Consider the following 17,946-nt stretch of genomic DNA (forward strand, 5'->3'; position numbering starts at 1 on the left):
GTAACACATAGGTCAAGGATTGAGGTTTAATCAAATAGATCTCATTAGTTGCTTCACATTTACTGAAACATTGACGCGGCAATCCGCCACCTCAGGCAAAAAAAAGCCGCCGTAGAAAACCTCCCTATACTGAGGTCTTTGCTACGGCGGCTTTTACACCATGATTAACTTTTTAAAAGTGAATGGCTTGCTAGCGCACTAATTATTAATGAAGCTTAAGTTTTGGCTTCACGACTTTACCAATTTTTTGTGCCGCCATAACGATGGTGGCTTTAAACCAGCCGTGTATCGCAATGAGGTGTAAACGATAGAGTGAGATGTAAACGAAGCGAGCAATACGCCCCTCAATAAACATAGATCCACCCATTAGGTTACCCATCAAGTTACCCACCGTGCTGTAGTTACTTAAATTTACCAGCGAGCCATAATCTTTATAGATGTATTCTTTAAGAGGCTTTCCTTTCAAAGACCCTTTGATATTGTCATACACCAAAGACGCCATTTGGTGTGCTGACTGAGCCCGTGGCGGTACAAAAGAACCATCTGGCTGCACACAAGCACAGCAATCACCTATCACATACACATCGTCAAAAGCTTCTGTTTGAAGCGTTCCTCGAACCACGATCTGATTGTTGCGATTGGTTTCAAAACCTTCAATGTCTTTAATAAAATCAGGTGCTTTTACGCCCGCTGCCCAAATCATCAAATCCGCTTCAATTAGCTTATCATCTGCGGTTTGAAAACCATTTGAATCGGCGCGTACAACACGGGTATTCTCACTGATTTTAACCCCTAAACGAGTAAGCTCTTTGGCAGCCGAATTGGCAATACGTTCAGGTAAAGCACTTAGAATACGACCACTCGCTTCCACCAACTCAACGTGGATACGTTTGCCGGACATCTCAGGCATACCATATGCTTTCATCAACTCCGCCACGTGAAACAGTTCTGCAGACAGTTCAACACCGGTCGCTCCACCACCGACAATGGCGATTTTTAGCTTGGCATCGGGGCCTTCTTGATGAACTCGTAAGAAATGGTTCAGCAAAGCTTGCTGAAAGCGCTCCGCCTGTTTATGGGAGTCCAAGAAATAACAATGATCAGCCACTCCTGGCGTACCAAAATCATTACTGATGCTACCTACTGCCATGATAAGGGTATCGTAAGAAAGGTCACGCTCAGGCAAAATTGAATGCCCTTTGTCATCACTCAATGAATCGAGTGTGATAGTCTTTGCGTGTGGATTTACCTTGGTTACATTGCCAAGCTGAAATTGGTAATGATGTTTTGCTGCATGGGCACGATAATTGACACCGTCATTATTAATGTCGATTGAGCCTGTGGCAACTTCATGAAGAAGAGGTTTCCAGATATGTGTTCGGCTTCGGTCGACTAAGACAATTTCTGTCTTGTTTTTACCCTTACCGAGCGCGTGGCCTAGTCGAGTAACCAGTTCTAAGCCGCCTGCTCCGCCGCCAACAACAACAATTCTTTTCATGTGCTTCACCTATAATTGAATAATCAGGAAAACATTCAATAAACGCTTTCCTGATTTCTCTATTAACGGGCAGTTAATGGACAGTACTAAGGAGCTCGCTGGGCTAATAATTTGTCCAGGGTATTAGCAAACGCCATTCTATCTTGCTGGTTAAATGTAGCAGGGCCACCTGTATGCTCGCCAGTGGAACGCATCTGCTCCATAAAATCACGCATTGCAAGGCGTTGCTTGATGTTTTCTCGAGTATAAAGTTCACCACGAGGGTTAATCGCTAATGCGCCTTTATCAATCACCTCAGAAGCTAACGGAATATCGGCAGTAACCACCAGGTCCGCCGAGGTTGCGTGCTCTACAATATAATTATCGGCCACATCAAAACCAGAGCTAACCACTTTTCTTTCAACCCACTTAGAAGGTGGAATAGAAATCGCTTGGTTAGCAACAAGAATACAAGGTATTTTAACGCGCTCAGCAGCACGAAATAGAATGGTTTTAATGACATTCGGACAGGCATCCGCATCAACCCAGATTCGCATAATTGTCCCCTCGTTAGAAGCACCTATTATCGACTACAGAGGTCATGAAATCCAGTGTTGAATGAGGACATACAGGTCAGAAAATACTGATCTGTATGCCTTTTTTTCGCTAGAAAGGAAGAAATGCAAATCTATTCAACTGGGGCTTACTTAATCATTACATATTGGGATAATTAGGGCCGCCAGCCCCTTCTGGAGTAACCCAACGAATGTTTTGTGCCGGGTCTTTTATATCACATGTTTTACAATGTACGCAGTTTTGTGAATTGATTTGGAAGCGCGTCTCTTGTCCATCATCGACAATTTCGTAAACCCCAGCGGGGCAATAGCGCTGAGCAGGCTCATTAAATTTAGGTAGATTTTCCGCCACAGGTATTGAAGGGTCTTTTAGTCGCAAGTGACAAGGTTGGTCTTCTTCATGATTGGTGTTAGATAAAAATACAGAAGAAAGTTTATCAAAGCTAAGCTTACCGTCTGGTTTAGGGTAATCTGGTTGTTGATGTTTGGACGCTAGCTCTAAGCAAGCGTAATCGGGCGTCGTATCTTTAAAATTGAATGGCAAGCGACCTGCAAACAGATTTTGATCTAACCAGTTATAAGCACCACCCCAAAATGTGCCTAATGTATGCATCACAGGGACGAAATTTCGCGCCTGCTCTAATTCCTTGCCTAACCAGGAGCTGCGCATTTGTTGATCATAGTGAGCTAGCTCACTGACTGGGTTTTGTGTTTGCAATGCTTCACAAATCAGCTCCGCAGCCAACATGCCACTTTTCATCGCCGTATGAGTTCCCTTTATTTTAGCTGGGTTCAAAGTGCCTGCGTCACAGCCCAATAGCAAGCCGCCAGGAAAGCTCATTTTAGGCAGAGAGTCCCAGCCTCCTTTGGCAATGGCTCGTGCGCCATAAGACACGCGTTTAGCGCCTTCAAGATGGGCGGCGATAAGTGGGTGATGCTTATATCGTTGAAACTCATCGTAAGGGCTTAAATGTGGGTTCTTATAATTTAAATCCGTGATTAAACCAACCACCACTTGGTTATTCTCTAAGTGGTAAAGGAAACCACCACCGCCAGCCTCTTGGCCCAAAGGCCAACCTGCCGTATGGATAACCGTACCAGGCTTACTTTGCTCGGCAGGGACATCCCAAAGCTCTTTAATGCCCAGACCAAAATGCTGAGGTGCTTTTCCTTGATCCAAGGCAAAGCGTTCAATCAGCTCTTTGCCTAAATGACCACGACAGCCTTCTGAAAAAATGGTGTATTTAGCCTTTAAAATCATTCCAGGCATGTAACCATCTTTTTCTGAACCATCTTCTGCGACCCCCATATCACCCGTGATAATCCCAGCAACACTGCCGTCATCATCATACGCAACTTGAGCGGCAGCAAAACCTGGAAATACTTCAACACCTAAGTTTTCTGCTTGCTCCGCTAACCATCGTGACAGGTTGCCCAAACTAATCACATAATTGCCTTCATTATGCATGGTTTTAGGGATCATCCAATGGCTCAATTTACGGCTCTTCGTTGCTGAATGTAGCCAGTGTAATTCATCCACTTTCACTTCAGACAGCAAAGGCGCCCCCATGGCTTGCCAGTCAGGAAAAAGCTCAGTTAACGCTTTAGGGTCGACTACCGCTCCTGACAAAATATGGGCTCCAATTTCGGAGCCTTTTTCAACCAAACACACACTTAATTCTTGATTATTTTCTTGTGCTTTTTGCATCAAACGACATGCAGTAGAAAGCCCTGCCGGGCCTCCACCTACTATAACCACATCAAATTCCATTACTTCTCTGTCTGTCATAATGCCTCCTACAGCAGGCAGGACATGGCTTCTTCACCATGCCTATTGACTGGATTTATTATTAATTTTGCTGCCAATGACCAAACGGCCTGTTCATAGCTACCGAACAAAACTTGCATCGCTCAAACCACTAATCGACGATTGGCCTGTGATCACAGTTTCAGCATAATAACGACAACGGGCTAGGACATGGTCACAATAGAAGTCTGCAGACTGCTTCCAGGAGTCTTTTTGCTGCTCCGTGAAGCTGTCATGATTAACACTTAAGTGTTGTGCACGCACTTCTAACCAACCGCCAATCACATTGCCCATTAGCATCATGTAGCCATAAGCGGAACCTGTTGCTAGTAACGGGTCTTGCTTCATGCTGGCTAAACAGGCAGATGTTGCATGCTCAGCGAGTAAAATAGCTTGTTGTACTTTTTCTGCATTTCTCTGAGTCTCTTGCTGGCTGGCTAATTGATCTATCTCAGCTTTCATTTCCGCTAATAATTCGGCCATTGCCGCGCCGTGATCGGAATGCAATTTACGACCAATCAGATCAATCGCTTGGATACCATTTGTGCCCTCATAAATCGGCAGAATACGGGCATCTCTGGCATGCTGAGCAACGCCTGTTTCTTCAATAAAACCGACGCCACCATGGACTTGAATAGCAAGGGATGTAATTTCTTGAGCTTGCTCAGTGATCCAGCCTTTGACGATCGGTGTCAATAACGCAGTACGCGACATGGCTTTTTTCTGTGTTTCACCCGCGGCCAAATGCGAAACATCGTTTTCCACCGCCGCCACATAAACAAGTGAGCGCATTGCATCAATCTGCGACTTCATCATCATCAGCATCCGCAGTACATCTGGGTGCTCAATAATCGCCGCTTTACCTGAGCGATCAGCCTTCATACCTTGCTTACGCTCTTTAGCGTATTCAAGTGCCTGTTGATACGCTCTCTCAGCAATCGCCAAGCCTTGCAAACCGACGCCCTGACGCGCGTTGTTCATCATGGTAAACATGGCTTTAATGCCTTCGTTCGGGGCCCCCACTAAGTAACCGATGGCACCGTCATTTTCCCCAAAGCTCATGACACAAGTTGGTGAAGCGTGAATCCCCATTTTGTGCTCAACAGACACCACTTGCACATCATTTCGTTGACCTGGATTGGATTCTTGATCAAGGATGAATTTAGGCACAATAAACAGAGAAATACCTTTTACCCCTGGTGGAGCATCAGGCAGTCTGGCAAGCACCAGATGAATGATATTGTCACTCATTTGATGGTCTCCCCAAGTAATAAATATTTTCTGCCCTTTTATACGGTATTGATCCCCATCAGGGGTGGCTTTACAGGCGATAGCGGCCAGGTCCGAACCTGCGGATGGTTCAGTTAGGTTCATGGTCCCTGTCCACTCACCGCTTATCATTTTAGGTAGGTAGGTGTTTTTAAGTGCTTCACTTGCATGAGAGCTGATCGCCTCAATGGCACCTTGGCTTAACAAGGGACACAAGGAAAAGGCTAAATTTGCCGACTGGACGCCTTCGTTGACGGCGGTGGCAATACTCGCAGGTAAGCCTTGTCCGCCGTATTCAGGCGCACCGGACAAACTGCCCCAGCCACCTTCGCAATAGCTTTGATAAATCTCTTTAAACCCTTTTGCTTCAATGACTTCACCGTCTTCCACACGGGAGCCCTGCTGGTCACCAGACCAGTTTAATGGGGCAATAACCTGTTCTGTTAATTTGCCAGCTTCGGCTAGAATGGCAGCTAATAAATCTTCGTCTACCCCTTCTTCAAGGTAAGGTTCAAGGCGATTAAATTGGGCTACCTGCTGGAGGCTAAAAAGAATATCGTTTAGAGGGTACAGAAAATCGCTCATTTTTTATTCTCCGGTTATTTATCCGAGCGGATGTATAACTATAGGATGATAAATATGAGCGATTCTCACAATAACATATCAGGCCGTTATTTCTGACAAATACAATCAAAATAAGGTGCAAAAGATCACAAGGTACGGATTTATAAGCTTTTCATAGAGCGACCAAACTTCAAAAATTCATCACTTTTTCGATACTCACCAGGCGTCATCCCCGTCCATTTTTTAAAAGACCTGAAAAAAGCACTGGGTTCATCAAAGCCCATTAAGGCCGCGATATCATTAATGCTCAATTGTGGCGCGTTCATATAAGTAATGGCAGCTTCTTTACGGCATTCATCTTTAATATGCTGATAAGAGGTGTTTTCTTCGTTAAGCCGACGTCTTAAGGTTGATACACTCATGTTCAAACCGCTTGCCACTTCGTCGGCGCTGGGCATTTCCCTTGAGAAGTCTTTACCAAGCATTGCCATGACTTGAGATTTCAAGCTATTGTCGTTTTCTACCATTACTAATAGCTGATAAGGCGCGGTTTTCAAAAAGCCTCGCAAACTGTCTTCTGTTTGAACGATAGGCATGTCCAGATAGCTCGCAGGGAAAACCAACGCGTTTGCATGTTGATTAAAGCGCACTTCAGATTGAAACAGGGTTTTATAATATTCAACATCGTCCGGGCGCTCACTCGTAAAATACGCAGCCTTGAGGTTTAATCGACGGCCTATTAACCAGCATATAAAATGATGCCACATAGACAAGGTGGTACGTAGTTGCTCTTTAGATTCTGGCGTAACAAAATCTCGTACGTTAGAATCTTCGGCTTCGATAGGAGCAAAAGTCACCATTGCAAAACGGCCTTTTTTGATCAACACAGGTTTGATTTTAGGGCCGCGGCAGATATCGTAAAAATCACTGCAGCGGTACATGGCATGGGCTAAGCTACGAGCGTGAATAATGCATAGGCACATCATCCGAAAAGTACCATTGGGCACTTTACCACCGCTTAACATACCAAATGATTCATCCTGAACCAGCCACATTATTTTTTGATACAACATGCCATATTGATAGGCGGGAAAATGACTGTTTTGTTCTATATCGGAACGCACAATGTCCAAGCTCTCTAATAATGCATCACTGTCTAAGCCTTGATCTTCAACGGCTTTCAACAAATAACGAACACTCGACATAGGCACAGAGGCTTTTACATTCATTTTACAACTCATTCCGTGTAGATGATTTTTATTATAATGGATTGTTCAGACATAAAAAAAGACTGCAAAAGCAGCCTTTTTTTATGTTTTACAGATCTTTGCTTAATTCTCTTCAGAGAAAGCAGACAAAAGTTCGTCAACAGATAAATCTTCAGTTTCTTGATTTATCCCAGCGACCAATGTCGGCTTAGTAGATTCTGCTTCTTTCTCTTCTTTAGGCTTCACGAACACAAAACGACGTGGACGTGCTGCTGGCTGTGCCACTTCTTTTTCAGGAAGTAACCCCAGTCTATCAAGCTTTTTGTGCGCTTGCTCTTTGCGCTCCTTGGATTTCTTTATCTTAAAACGGCGAGTAGACGATGATTTACGAGCTTTATTTTGCTCTTTCATCATTTCCTTTGAACCAGTTTTTCCAAGTTTGCCACGCATGCTGCGCGATTTTTTAATACGAGCCATAATTTCCTCTCTTTATCGCGCGCGCATTGTAACAGCCAATTCGAGCAAGGTCATCATTTAGACGATTAACAATCTGCTTTAAAATTACTATGGCCGATGTGTTTTTGCTTACCAATTTGCCCCATTAGTGATTTTATCTTAGCTGAGTCGTTGTTTTCTAAGGCAGTTTCTAAGGAAGTAAAGACCACAATAGTGTCATCTATCACGCTTTGATATTCCGCCATCTCTTTCGCTAACTCATCCCCTGAGAGCTTTTTCTCAACAAATAAGTAAGGTGTTTGTTCACGCGCATTTTTGAACAAAGTAATCACTTGTTCGACATTTATTGCCGCTTGCTCATTGTCTCCTGATTTAAGACTGCCAGACATGGCTTTTAGTTTCTTTTGAATGCCTACCATGTCATCGTGCAAGGGACGAGCTTCGCATGCACCATGTGCCATAACATTAGTTGATATAGCGAAAGTGGCTAATGCGCCAATAAAAAGACGTTTGTACATTGTGTGTTTCCTCTGCCCAAGGTTGATTTAAACGATTATTAATTGCTGTGAAGGAATAAAAAATCTACCCTTTTCAATCCATCAACACAAACTGAAAAGAGTGATTAAAATGTGATTTTATGACCCTTTAAACGCGAAATCTTGCAATTTGTTGTTCGAGCCTTTGTGCTAATTCCGCTAATGATTCAGCCCCTTTAGCACTTTCATGGGACTCAACCGCCAATTTATTAGCAATATCTTTAATTGACAAGCTGTTATTGGAAATATCACTGGTCACGATATTTTGCTCTTCTGCAGCACTAGCAATTTGCAATGACATATCACTAATTCTCTGTACTGAATTTTGAATGGCGACCAGACTTTCTGCCGCCGCTATCGCATCTTCAACAGAGTTATTGGCGACAGCTTGACCAGAATGCATAATATCCACCGCTTTTTGTGTGGTGCTGTTCAGGCCGTCGATCATTTCTTTGATTTCTTCTGTTGAATTGTGTGTACGTTGCGACAACACACGAACCTCATCAGCGACAACGGCAAAACCACGACCATGTTCCCCAGCACGAGCTGCTTCAATCGCCGCGTTTAACGCCAACAAATTAGTTTGTTCTGCGATGTTTTGGATCGTCGTCAAAATACTACTAATGCTTTGCACTTGATGATCGAGGTTACCGATAATGTTCGACGCATCGGTAACTTGAGAAGCCAAATCACTAATCGAATCCTTGCTTTTCACCACTTGGTCACTGCCTTGCTGGCTATTTTGATACGCTTCGCGCGAGGCATTCGCCGTGTTTTCTGCATTTGACGCAATCTCATGAGTCGCCGCCGACATTTGCCCTACCGCCGTTGCTACCGCGGTAATCTCATCCAATTGTGTACTGAGCTCCAACGATGACTGAGAAGTTAAACGATGGGAGTCTTGAGCCAAATTGTTAAGGCTAGACGACAGCACTTTAATCTCAGTAATAATGCCAGCTAAGGTTTGCAAGAAACCATTAAAATGGCGCGCTAAATCGCCTATTTCATCCTGGCTGGTCTCGGGAATACGCGTGGTTAGGTCACCTTGACCATTATTCATTTCAGCCAACATCGTATTTACTTGGCCTATGCCAGCCAGCAATTTACGGCTAACAAGCCCCATCACAAAGCTCACCAAAAGCGCGGCAATCACCATGGCGATCAAGAGCGAAATTAATAAACTGGTTAATGGCGACATGGCGGTCGCTTTGTCTAATTGAAAGAAAATAACCCAGTCCGTATCAGGAACAGCAATCCCTGCTACAAGTACAACCCCTTCTTTAGAGTGAGTTTCAACCAGTTTCCCTTGTGCGTTAGCAACAAGATCCATGTCGTATCCCAAAGAGGCATTCATTTTCTTCAATAAAAATTGCTGATCAGGGTGCGCAATGATTACTCCTTCCTTATTGGTTAGAAAAACGCGACTCTTAGCCATCATATTGACATGCAAAATCCCCTTAACCAAACCACTCAAGTTCATATCTGCACCAACAACCCCAGTCACCCCAGAGCCGCTGACCACTTTTTCTGCAGCAGAAATTATTAATTGATTGGTGCTCGCATCAATATAGGGTTCAGTGTATTCCACCTGATTAGAACTAAGCGCTTTTTTGTACCATGGGCGTATCCGTGGATCATAGTCAGCAGGCAAAGAAGCCTGATGACTTAAAATCATCTCGCCTTCTTTTGTGCCAATGTAAGCCAAATCAAAATCACCGGATTTTTCAGCTTGTAAAAGCGCCCCCACCGTCACGTCATGCTCGATAAAATGATGACTCAGACTATGGATAGAGGCTGTTTTTGCATGAACCCATTCAGATATAGTGCGTGACTGGCCTTCAGCAATAGACGATACTTGAGCGTTTAAACTGTTAACCAAGCTATCTTTCAGCTTAAAGTAGCCAAATGAACCAACAATAATGGCGACAACAATGGCGGATGTGAACACTACAAGCGAAAATTTACGCTGCAACGTCATAATAGGATCTCCGAAATATTTTATATCATTTACTACAATAGGATTGGCGCTGCATTACTATATTCATAGCAGGCGCAATTCTGTGTTCGTTCAATTTAGAATAGGTCATAAACACTTATGAGTAACATCGTACAGCAGATATTAGCGCTCTTTTTTATCTTATTTATGAGCTCTGCCTCATGGGCTGAATGCAGCGATTTTGAGGCCACTAAGGCGGCTGATAAAGTGGCTGAAAAATACCTTAAAGGCAAAATATTCCAGCGCGCAGAAGTATTAAAGGTACATAGTCCAAGTAAACGAAAAGAAATTGCCAGTTATGTTAAATCAGACGCACTTTATTATACGATTTTCAGTCTTGTGAACAGTCAATGCAAAGTGCAAATCATCAAGCGAACCCAAGGCAAACATTAGGACAGAAGGTGAATAAGCAAGAACCTATTCAAACCTTCGCCTAACGCATCTTAAATACGCTTTAAGCTGCAAAAACACTCAGCAACTGACAATGCGACCGTTTCATATACTTTGATCAATCGGTCTTCTTAGCGTTCTCTTTGCCTTCTTGCGCGTCGTCGTTCTGTTCTTCTTCATCCTCCTCTTCACCAAGCTTAGAGATTTCTTCTAAGCGCTCAATGACACGAGCGGAAATGCTGCCTTCTGGGTACTCACCTTCTTCATTTGCTACGCCCGCTTCCATACCGGTTAACAAATGCAGAGCCTCATCGGCACTAGACACTGCATAAACATGGAATTTCCCTGCTTTTACTGCGTCTATAATATCGTCGTTTAACATAAGGTTATTGGCATTGGATTTAGGAATAATAACGCCCTGGGTGCCGGTAAGCCCACGGGCATGACACACATTGAAGAAACCTTCGATTTTTTCATTAACGCCACCAATTGCTTGGATTTCACCGTATTGATTTAGTGAGCCAGTTATCGCTAAATCTTGGCGTAATGGAATTTGTATCAAGGCTGATAATAAACAACACAGCTCTGCAGTTGAAGCGCTGTCACCATCCACATAACCATAGCTTTGCTCCATCGCAATCGACGCCGAAATATCCAATGGGAAACGTTGTGCGTATTTGTTACCCAGATACCCAGAAAGAATAAGCACACCTTTAGAGTGAATATTTTGTCCTAGGTTAGACTCTCGCTCGATATCAATAATGCCTTTACCACCCGGATGCACCGTGGTTGATATGCGCGCAGGTGCACCAAAGCTGCTGTCACCTATCTGCATCACAGTCAGACCATTAATTTTACCCACCGCATGACCGTCACTTTCTAGTAATACGGTACCTTCAATGATTTCTTCAATGATTTTCTCACTGACTCTGCCAGTACGGTGTTTTTTTGCTTTTAACGCACGCGCAATATGGTCTTCGGTTATATTTTCATCCCGCGCCATCTCACGTACGAAATCGGCTTCACCAAGCAACTCAAAAACGTCACCAATTTTTGCCGCCATTTCTTTTTGGTGCTCTGCTAAACGGCTGCTGTATTCGATTAATGCCGCTACGCCATTGCGAGTTACATTGGCGTATTCTTCTTTATCGATGCGATCTTTCATCAAACGGGCAAATGCATACTCAGACTCTTTAGTTCGCTTTAACGTGTCATCAAAATCCACAAGTACACGGAACATCTCTTGGAAGTCTGGGTCCGCATCTTGCAATAAATAATATATGTCTCTTGAACCAATTAAGACTACTTTAACTTGTAAGGGTAAGTCTTGAGGCGCCAAAGTAGTGGTATTCATCAACCCCATATCCGCATAAGGATGCTCTATTTTTAGAGACTTGCTTTTTAATGCGCGCTTTAGTGCTTCCCATAAGTAGTGATCCGTTAACAGCTTTTCTGCGTCAAGAATCAGATAACCGCCGTTGGCGGCATGCAAACTACCAGAGCGTATTAAGCGGTAACTTGGGATCAACATCCCTTGGTCGCTGCTGTATTCAACCTGACCAAATAAGTTACGGTAAGTAGGATGCGGCTCATAAACAACAGGCATACCACCATCAGGCTCATGCGTTACCGCAATATTAGGTAAGTACAACTCTTCGTATAATTGACGACGACCAATTTCATCTCGATTCTCGGCTACTTTATCGTCTGCCATTTGATCGATGATGGTTTTATCCAGGTCTTCTCTTAACGCTTTTAAATAGGCAATCACCGCCTCATGATCAGCGTATTGCGTAAACAATGGCGCCATAAGAGGGTCTAGCGCTTCGTTTACTGTGTCTAGATTCAGCTGGCGTAATTGCTCATAGGAGGCGCGTTTCCAAAGAGGCAAACTCAATAACTCTTCATTAAGTAAGCTCTCCAGTTGAGAGACAGAGTCTTGAAAAGCATCTCTGTCTTCATCGCTTAGACCTGCGAAGTCATTTTCTTCAATCGCCTTACCGTCTTTCATTGGGGCAAAGCTGACCGATGACGCATCACGAAACATGGCAACACCAATTTTCACGGCCACTCGCTCTACTTTATTTATCGCTGCTTCATATTGTTCATTGAAAGCACGATCAATAGCACCTTTTTGTTGCTGATAAGTAGGGTTTTCAAACGCCACTGGAAAGGTGGCCATTAAGCCATCAATCAGGACTCTGATTTGTTTCGCGAATTGAGCCGCTTCTCCTGGCGCAAATTCAAGCGCTTTTGGACGATGGCTTTCGGTGAAATTATTAATGTATGCCCACTCATTTGGTGGGGTGCGGCGTTTTGCTTCACTTCTAAGGTAATTCAAAACATAAGATGAGCGACCTGTACCTGAATCGCCCATAGCAAAAATATTATAACCTGGACGCTGCATAGCCACGCCAAATTGAATCGCCTCTACAGCGCGTTCTTGACCCAAAATACCGCTTAGCGCATCAATATCTTTTAAGGTTTTGAATGGAAGGTGGTCAGCTGGAACTTTCGCCGACAAAGCTTGATATGGAAGTGGTGAAACCATATTGGACATCAATGGGCATCCTTAAATAAAACAAGCCATCTATCATTTCATCAGGCTTGGGAAAGAAGAACCTCTTCTTTCAGTTATGTTTAAATATATCATCTCAGATTAACATCCTTGTTTGCCAAACGCCTACCTCATTAACAGCAAAACAAGGAATTTTTCTAAAGAAATCAAATTGCTTAGTGCAAAAAATGAGCGACTTTATTGGCCAGGCAGAAGAATTTGCTGAGCCGCTGTGGCTTTGGAAAACACCCGATGGAAGTTTTCTGCAGTGGCTTCTAATAGCGCTTCATAACGAATACCCTTAATGTCCGCTACAAATTGCGCAACATCAGCCACATATTGTGGTTCGTTTTTCTTACCACGATGGGGAACAGGAGCCAAATATGGCGCGTCTGTTTCAACAATCAGAGAAGATAATGGCAGTTTTTTTACTGTGTCTTTCAATTCTTGCGCCGTTTTAAAGGTGACAATACCTGAAATAGAAATCAGGTAATTTTCATCGATCGCCGCCTTTGCCATGGCATACTCTTCGGTAAAACAGTGCAACACTCCCGCGCTGTCTGGGTTGCCATGCTGGCGTATCAGAGACAGGGTATCTTCTTTGGCATCGCGAGTATGAATAATAACGGGCAAGCCGAGCTGACCGGCAGCCTTCAAATGATGAGCAAAACTGATCTTCTGCTGCTCATGAACGGCTTGATCTTTCTCATAAAAATAATCCAAACCGGTTTCACCGATCGCGATCACCTTGTCATGCTGAGCAAGCTCAATAAGAGCATCTGGTGAACGAATCAGCCCTTCTTTATGCAATGGGTGCACACCACAGCTCGCAAACACACCTTGGCGCTCAGTAAAGCCAAGTATGGTGTCCATATCTTCTAAGTTCACTGCAATACTAAGCATCTGCTTCACCCCTTTTAGAGCAGCAGCATCAATCGCACCGTTAATATTGCCATCGTAGGGCGTCAAATCCAGTTTGTCTAAATGACAGTGAGAGTCAATTAACATAAAGTTTTCACCATTGGTTCAATTCATAGGTAAGTTGCATTAGCGGATTAAGGTTGGTTTTTAGTAGGTCCGACTTCAACTTCTGTAAGCTCTGATAACGCAACATCATTTGCTGAATCGACATACGGCGCATCAGCAAAGGATAAATATCGGTTAAAGCAGGCGGCAAATTCGCCCCCGCAGAATGATTAATGCACTGATGTAAAATCGCAGCAAGGCCATTGCAATAATCTTCTAGGGTCGTGTTATTAACCCCTTTTAAAATCTGATCAACTGTTTGCTCACCAAGTAACATGGCGCTCAGCGCGCTTGGCAAGGCGGTATAAAGTGCCGTTTTCTGCTGTTTTTCAATCGCCAATAAACGATACGGTTGGCTAGTTAGCCAAAACAATGAGCTAAGCTCATCGCCTTCTGGTTGCTGCTGCAACCACTCGGTCACTTGATTTAGATTGGGCGTTGGCACATTCACTAACAAACAACGGCTGCGGATAGTGGCCAGTAAATGACTCGATTGAGAGCTGGTTAATACGAAATAAGTACGCTCAGCGGGCTCTTCCAATGCTTTTAATACAGCATTAGCAGCATTTACGTTCATCGCTTGAGCGTGGGTTATTAATACCACCTTATTTCTACCAACTTGCGGTTTCTGACTGATTTTCTGTGTTAGTTGGCGAATTTGGTCGACTTTTATTGCCCCCTCCTCACCTTCTAATACTCGATAATCAGGGTGTGTATTAGCGACCATAAGTTGACATGAATGACAGTAACCACAAGCTTTGGCTTGTTCAAACTGTTCGCACATCAAGTTTTTGCCTATTGCTCGAGCAAGCTCTTCTTGGCCAACACCATCCGCCCCTGTAACAAGCAAAGCGTGGGAAAGTTTGTTTTGCTTTTTTAATGCTTGTACTTGGCTCAAGGAGGCTTCTAACCAAGGCGCAATATTAGACATTTGCATTCCCCTTTACCACGCGGACTTTAAGCCATTTAACTGATTGATGATTTGTTCGTTTACCTGATCCAGTGATTGACTCGCATCGATTACTTTAATCCGATCTGGCTCTAATGCGGCCTGAGCCAAAAAACCCTGACGGACTTTTTCATGGAAACAAGAGGACTCTTGATCCAAGCGATCTGCGTCTTTTCGTTGAGCGACTCGCTGTAAACCGATTTCAACAGGCACATCCAATAATAAAGTCGCATCAGGCTTATCATTGCCCACTACCCATTCAGTCAACACCTTTAGTTTCTCAGTGTCGCCTCCTCGAGCCTTGCCTTGATAGACAAAAGAGGAATCGATAAAGCGATCACTGATTACCCAAATACCTTGGGCTAAAGCGGGTCGGATTGTTTGTGTCATGTGCTGAGCACGAGCAGCAAACATTAGCAACAACTCCGTCATATCATCCACAGGCTCATCCCGAGCGGCTAAAATCAGCTGTCGAATTTGTTCTGCTAATTCAGTCCCACCTGGTTCACGGGTCATGATGTAATCAATTTTTTGCGATTCTAACCAAGCTTTGATCGTCGCAATAGCGGTGGATTTACCACTGCCTTCACCGCCTTCTAAAGAAATAAATTTACCGGTCATTTTATGCTTTCCTTAACCGCAGATTCAGGCGCAGACTTGTAGTCCGAACGTCTATGGTATTTTTGATATTTGGCGACCGCATTATTATGAGCTTTCAAGGTTTCTGAAAAAGCATGGGTGCCATCTCCTTTTGCGACAAAATACAATGCCTTTGTTTTTCCTGGATTCAACGCAGCTTCTATTGCTTCTGATCCTACGTTGGCAATCGGTGTAGGCGGCAGCCCAAAATGTTTATAGGTATTGTAAGGCGAGTTCGAGCGCAGATCTTTTCTGGTTAAATTGCCATTAAAGTCTGTTCCTAATCCATAAATAACCGTCGGGTCTGTTTGTAAACGCATTCCTTTTTCTAAACGACTTACAAAAACGCGGGCAATCAATGGCCGCTCAAACGCCGCGCCGGTTTCTTTTTCAATAATTGAGGCCATGACTAAAGCTTCGTAGGCATTTTTGTAAGGTAAGTTTTTTTGCCTTTCGTCCCACAAGCTGGCTAGTTTTTCTTCTAATAAGCGGTGAGATTGCTGCAAAATACTAAGGTCTGTATCCCCTTCGTGGTACTGATACGTGTTCGCGAAGAATTGCCCTTCAGGGTTGCTAATATCCAATGAGAAACGTTTTGCTATTTGCTCATTGCTTAAGCCTTGTAAGGTCATTTTAATATTCCCTTTCGCAGCCATGGTGGATAAATAATATTGTAAGGTTTTACCTTCTAGCAGGGTTACTGAGTAGGCAACAGAGCGACCTGAATCAAACAGCGCCATCAGATCTAACAATGTCATACCAGGCTTAACTTCGTATTCGCCTACTTTGGGCACCCATTCTGGGTGCAACCTAGTCACTGCGCGCATCAATATAGGGTCTGCTATCCAACCATTGTCACTCAGTTGATGAGCGATTTGATATGAAGTGTCACCGGAGTGAATATAAAAACGCGAGGTGTTTTCAAGACTCATCGGGCTTGTTAATAAGTAATAAAGCGTTGCGGCCAGCACTGCTACCAAACTGGCAGCCAAAACAAAAGCGCTTATCAACCATTTAAAAAGTGTCATGCACATCCTTATTTTTCATCAGGCGTTGTAAACCTTGGGTATGAAGACCAATCGGCATTGAGTCTCCCAATAAAGAAATAACAGGTACAATTCCCATCAAACTATTAGTAATAAATATTTCATCCGCTTGCTTTAAAGCATTGAGCGAAAAATGCCCTATATTGATCAGACGGTCTGCTTGGGTCGCCAATACATGGTGGCGAAAAACCCCTTGAACACCTGACTGGCTTAGGGATGGCGTATGTAGCGTGCCATCTTTAAACCAAAAAATATTACTTTGAATGCATTCAATCACGTGACCTTGATGGTTGAGCATCACATCTTCGAAGTGCGCTAGATTGAGTTTTTGCTTAGCGAGTACATTCTCAAGCCGATTTAGGTGTTTTATGCCAGACAAGTACGGGTTGCTGTTTACAGGAACATCCGAAACCCCTAAGTGCACGCCGGATTGCTGCTCTCTCTGGTAATCTGGTGCTTCGCCGATACCTACTAACACAGTATGTTGGGCGTTTTCGGCTGGTAAATAACCACGACCACCCTCACCTCTAGTAACAATAATTTTCACTACCATCTCATGTTTGATCAACGGCAAGATCGTATTGAATAAAAAGAGTCGTAATTCAGTGATTTTTTCAGTGGGAAAAGGCATCGACAATTTAGCCAAGCCACGCTCCAGTCGAAGTAAGTGATCATTTAGATATTCAAAGCCTTTCGGCGATGCTTTAATCGTCTCAAAAAGCCCATCACCATAAGCCAATCCCCGATCAGAGGGAGAAATACGGTCTTGTTGATAATTAATAAACCATTGCATGAAAGCAGATAAACTCAGAATTAAATGAAGGGCGCTATGATAGCGCAAAAGTAACAAGGCTCCCATAGAGCTTTCGCCTGAAAGCAAAGATTATCAAGCAGTAAAATGAAAGCCTGCAAGTATCAAAAACGCGAAGGACAAGACACAGAAATAATGCTTAGATCAAAAATAAAATAAGGGAAATACTGGCCTGAACGGCAATAAAGGGAGGTAAACGCATATCATAGATTGGCAAAAATCTGGCCGTATACGAATAGAACTGAAATAGTTAAATGGCGTCCCGTAGGGGGTTCGAACCCCTGTTACCGCCGTGAAAGGGCGGTGTCCTAGGCCTCTAGACGAACGGGACACAACAAGCTTTTTTATAGCTTTATAACTTCACGATATTTTCTTTTCACCTTACCCTATTAAAGAATAAAGTGGCGTCCCGTAGGGGGTTCGAACCCCTGTTACCGCCGTGAAAGGGCGGTGTCCTAGGCCTCTAGACGAACGGGACACAATAAGCTTTTTTATAGCTTTATAACTTCACGATATTTTCTTTTCACCTTACCCTATTAAAGAATAAAGTGGCGTCCCGTAGGGGGTTCGAACCCCTGTTACCGCCGTGAAAGGGCGGTGTCCTAGGCCTCTAGACGAACGGGACACAATAAGCTTTTAG

Annotated in this window: 15 protein-coding genes and 3 tRNA genes; 1 reads left to right on the plus strand and 17 read right to left on the minus strand. The window is 43.7% G+C overall.

Annotated features, from left to right (window positions below):
• Positions 1 to 205 precede the first annotated feature (205 nt).
• From DFP81_RS04205 to DFP81_RS04240, 8 genes are all read right to left on the minus strand, one after another.
• Positions 206 to 1,498: an NAD(P)/FAD-dependent oxidoreductase gene (locus DFP81_RS04205; protein WP_115896512.1), complete on the minus strand. Its 1,293-nt coding sequence runs from the start codon at positions 1,496 to 1,498 to the stop codon at positions 206 to 208.
• An 86-nt stretch (positions 1,499 to 1,584) separates the two neighbouring features.
• Complete coding sequence (locus tag DFP81_RS04210; protein ID WP_115896513.1) at positions 1,585 to 2,034, minus strand: YaiI/YqxD family protein; 450 nt, start codon at positions 2,032 to 2,034, stop codon at positions 1,585 to 1,587.
• Positions 2,035 to 2,191: 157 nt separating this feature from the next.
• Positions 2,192 to 3,841 (minus strand): electron transfer flavoprotein-ubiquinone oxidoreductase, encoded by a 1,650-nt coding sequence (locus tag DFP81_RS04215; protein ID WP_115896514.1) that lies wholly within the window; start codon positions 3,839 to 3,841, stop codon positions 2,192 to 2,194.
• Positions 3,842 to 3,940: 99 nt separating this feature from the next.
• Positions 3,941 to 5,713, minus strand: coding sequence for an acyl-CoA dehydrogenase family protein (locus DFP81_RS04220; RefSeq protein ID WP_115896515.1), 1,773 nt, complete (start codon positions 5,711 to 5,713; stop codon positions 3,941 to 3,943).
• 140 nt (positions 5,714 to 5,853) lie between these two features.
• A complete protein-coding gene (locus tag DFP81_RS04225) occupies positions 5,854 to 6,921 on the minus strand; it encodes an AraC family transcriptional regulator (RefSeq protein WP_115896516.1) in 1,068 nt (355 codons plus the stop codon).
• Positions 6,922 to 7,023: 102 nt separating this feature from the next.
• Positions 7,024 to 7,377: a hypothetical protein gene (locus tag DFP81_RS04230; protein ID WP_115896517.1), complete on the minus strand. Its 354-nt coding sequence runs from the start codon at positions 7,375 to 7,377 to the stop codon at positions 7,024 to 7,026.
• Between the two features lie 65 nt (positions 7,378 to 7,442).
• A complete protein-coding gene (locus tag DFP81_RS04235; RefSeq protein ID WP_115896518.1) occupies positions 7,443 to 7,874 on the minus strand; it encodes a cytochrome b562 in 432 nt (143 codons plus the stop codon).
• Positions 7,875 to 8,001: 127 nt separating this feature from the next.
• Positions 8,002 to 9,870, minus strand: coding sequence for a methyl-accepting chemotaxis protein (locus DFP81_RS04240; RefSeq protein WP_115896519.1), 1,869 nt, complete (start codon positions 9,868 to 9,870; stop codon positions 8,002 to 8,004).
• 117 nt (positions 9,871 to 9,987) lie between these two features.
• On the opposite strand from DFP81_RS04240, the gene DFP81_RS04245 reads away from it, so the two are divergent.
• Positions 9,988 to 10,281: a hypothetical protein gene (locus DFP81_RS04245; RefSeq protein ID WP_115896520.1), complete on the plus strand. Its 294-nt coding sequence runs from the start codon at positions 9,988 to 9,990 to the stop codon at positions 10,279 to 10,281.
• Between the two features lie 115 nt (positions 10,282 to 10,396).
• Here the strand turns inward: DFP81_RS04245 and DFP81_RS04250 are convergent, their stop codons facing one another.
• The 9 genes from DFP81_RS04250 to DFP81_RS04290 all read right to left on the minus strand — a co-directional run bounded on the left by DFP81_RS04250 (position 10,397) and on the right by DFP81_RS04290 (position 17,931).
• On the minus strand, positions 10,397 to 12,838 hold the full coding sequence (locus DFP81_RS04250) for a Lon protease family protein (RefSeq protein ID WP_115896521.1): 2,442 nt from the start codon (positions 12,836 to 12,838) through the stop codon (positions 10,397 to 10,399).
• A gap of 195 nt (positions 12,839 to 13,033) precedes the next feature.
• Positions 13,034 to 13,843 carry a TatD family hydrolase gene (locus DFP81_RS04255; RefSeq protein WP_115896522.1) on the minus strand — a complete coding sequence of 270 codons (810 nt, stop codon included), beginning with the start codon at positions 13,841 to 13,843 and terminating at the stop codon, positions 13,034 to 13,036.
• Between the two features lie 7 nt (positions 13,844 to 13,850).
• Positions 13,851 to 14,792, minus strand: coding sequence for a DNA polymerase III subunit delta' (gene holB, locus DFP81_RS04260; protein ID WP_115896523.1), 942 nt, complete (start codon positions 14,790 to 14,792; stop codon positions 13,851 to 13,853).
• Positions 14,793 to 14,804: 12 nt separating this feature from the next.
• Positions 14,805 to 15,431, minus strand: a complete 627-nt coding sequence (gene tmk / locus DFP81_RS04265; protein WP_115896524.1) for a dTMP kinase — start codon at positions 15,429 to 15,431, stop codon at positions 14,805 to 14,807.
• Positions 15,428 to 16,477: an endolytic transglycosylase MltG gene (gene mltG, locus DFP81_RS04270; protein WP_115896525.1), complete on the minus strand. Its 1,050-nt coding sequence runs from the start codon at positions 16,475 to 16,477 to the stop codon at positions 15,428 to 15,430. Before mltG ends, tmk begins: the two co-directional genes overlap by 4 nt.
• Positions 16,464 to 17,354 carry an aminodeoxychorismate lyase gene (gene pabC, locus DFP81_RS04275; RefSeq protein WP_245959078.1) on the minus strand — a complete coding sequence of 297 codons (891 nt, stop codon included), beginning with the start codon at positions 17,352 to 17,354 and terminating at the stop codon, positions 16,464 to 16,466. Before pabC ends, mltG begins: the two co-directional genes overlap by 14 nt.
• 207 nt (positions 17,355 to 17,561) lie before the next feature.
• Positions 17,562 to 17,637, minus strand: a tRNA-Glu gene (locus DFP81_RS04280).
• A 71-nt stretch (positions 17,638 to 17,708) separates the two neighbouring features.
• Positions 17,709 to 17,784, minus strand: a tRNA-Glu gene (locus DFP81_RS04285).
• Between the two features lie 71 nt (positions 17,785 to 17,855).
• Positions 17,856 to 17,931 (minus strand) — tRNA-Glu (locus tag DFP81_RS04290).
• Positions 17,932 to 17,946 lie beyond the last annotated feature (15 nt).

It is taken from the genome of Marinomonas pollencensis, assembly GCF_003387375.1.
In the GTDB taxonomy this organism is placed as follows: domain Bacteria; phylum Pseudomonadota; class Gammaproteobacteria; order Pseudomonadales; family Marinomonadaceae; genus Marinomonas; species Marinomonas pollencensis.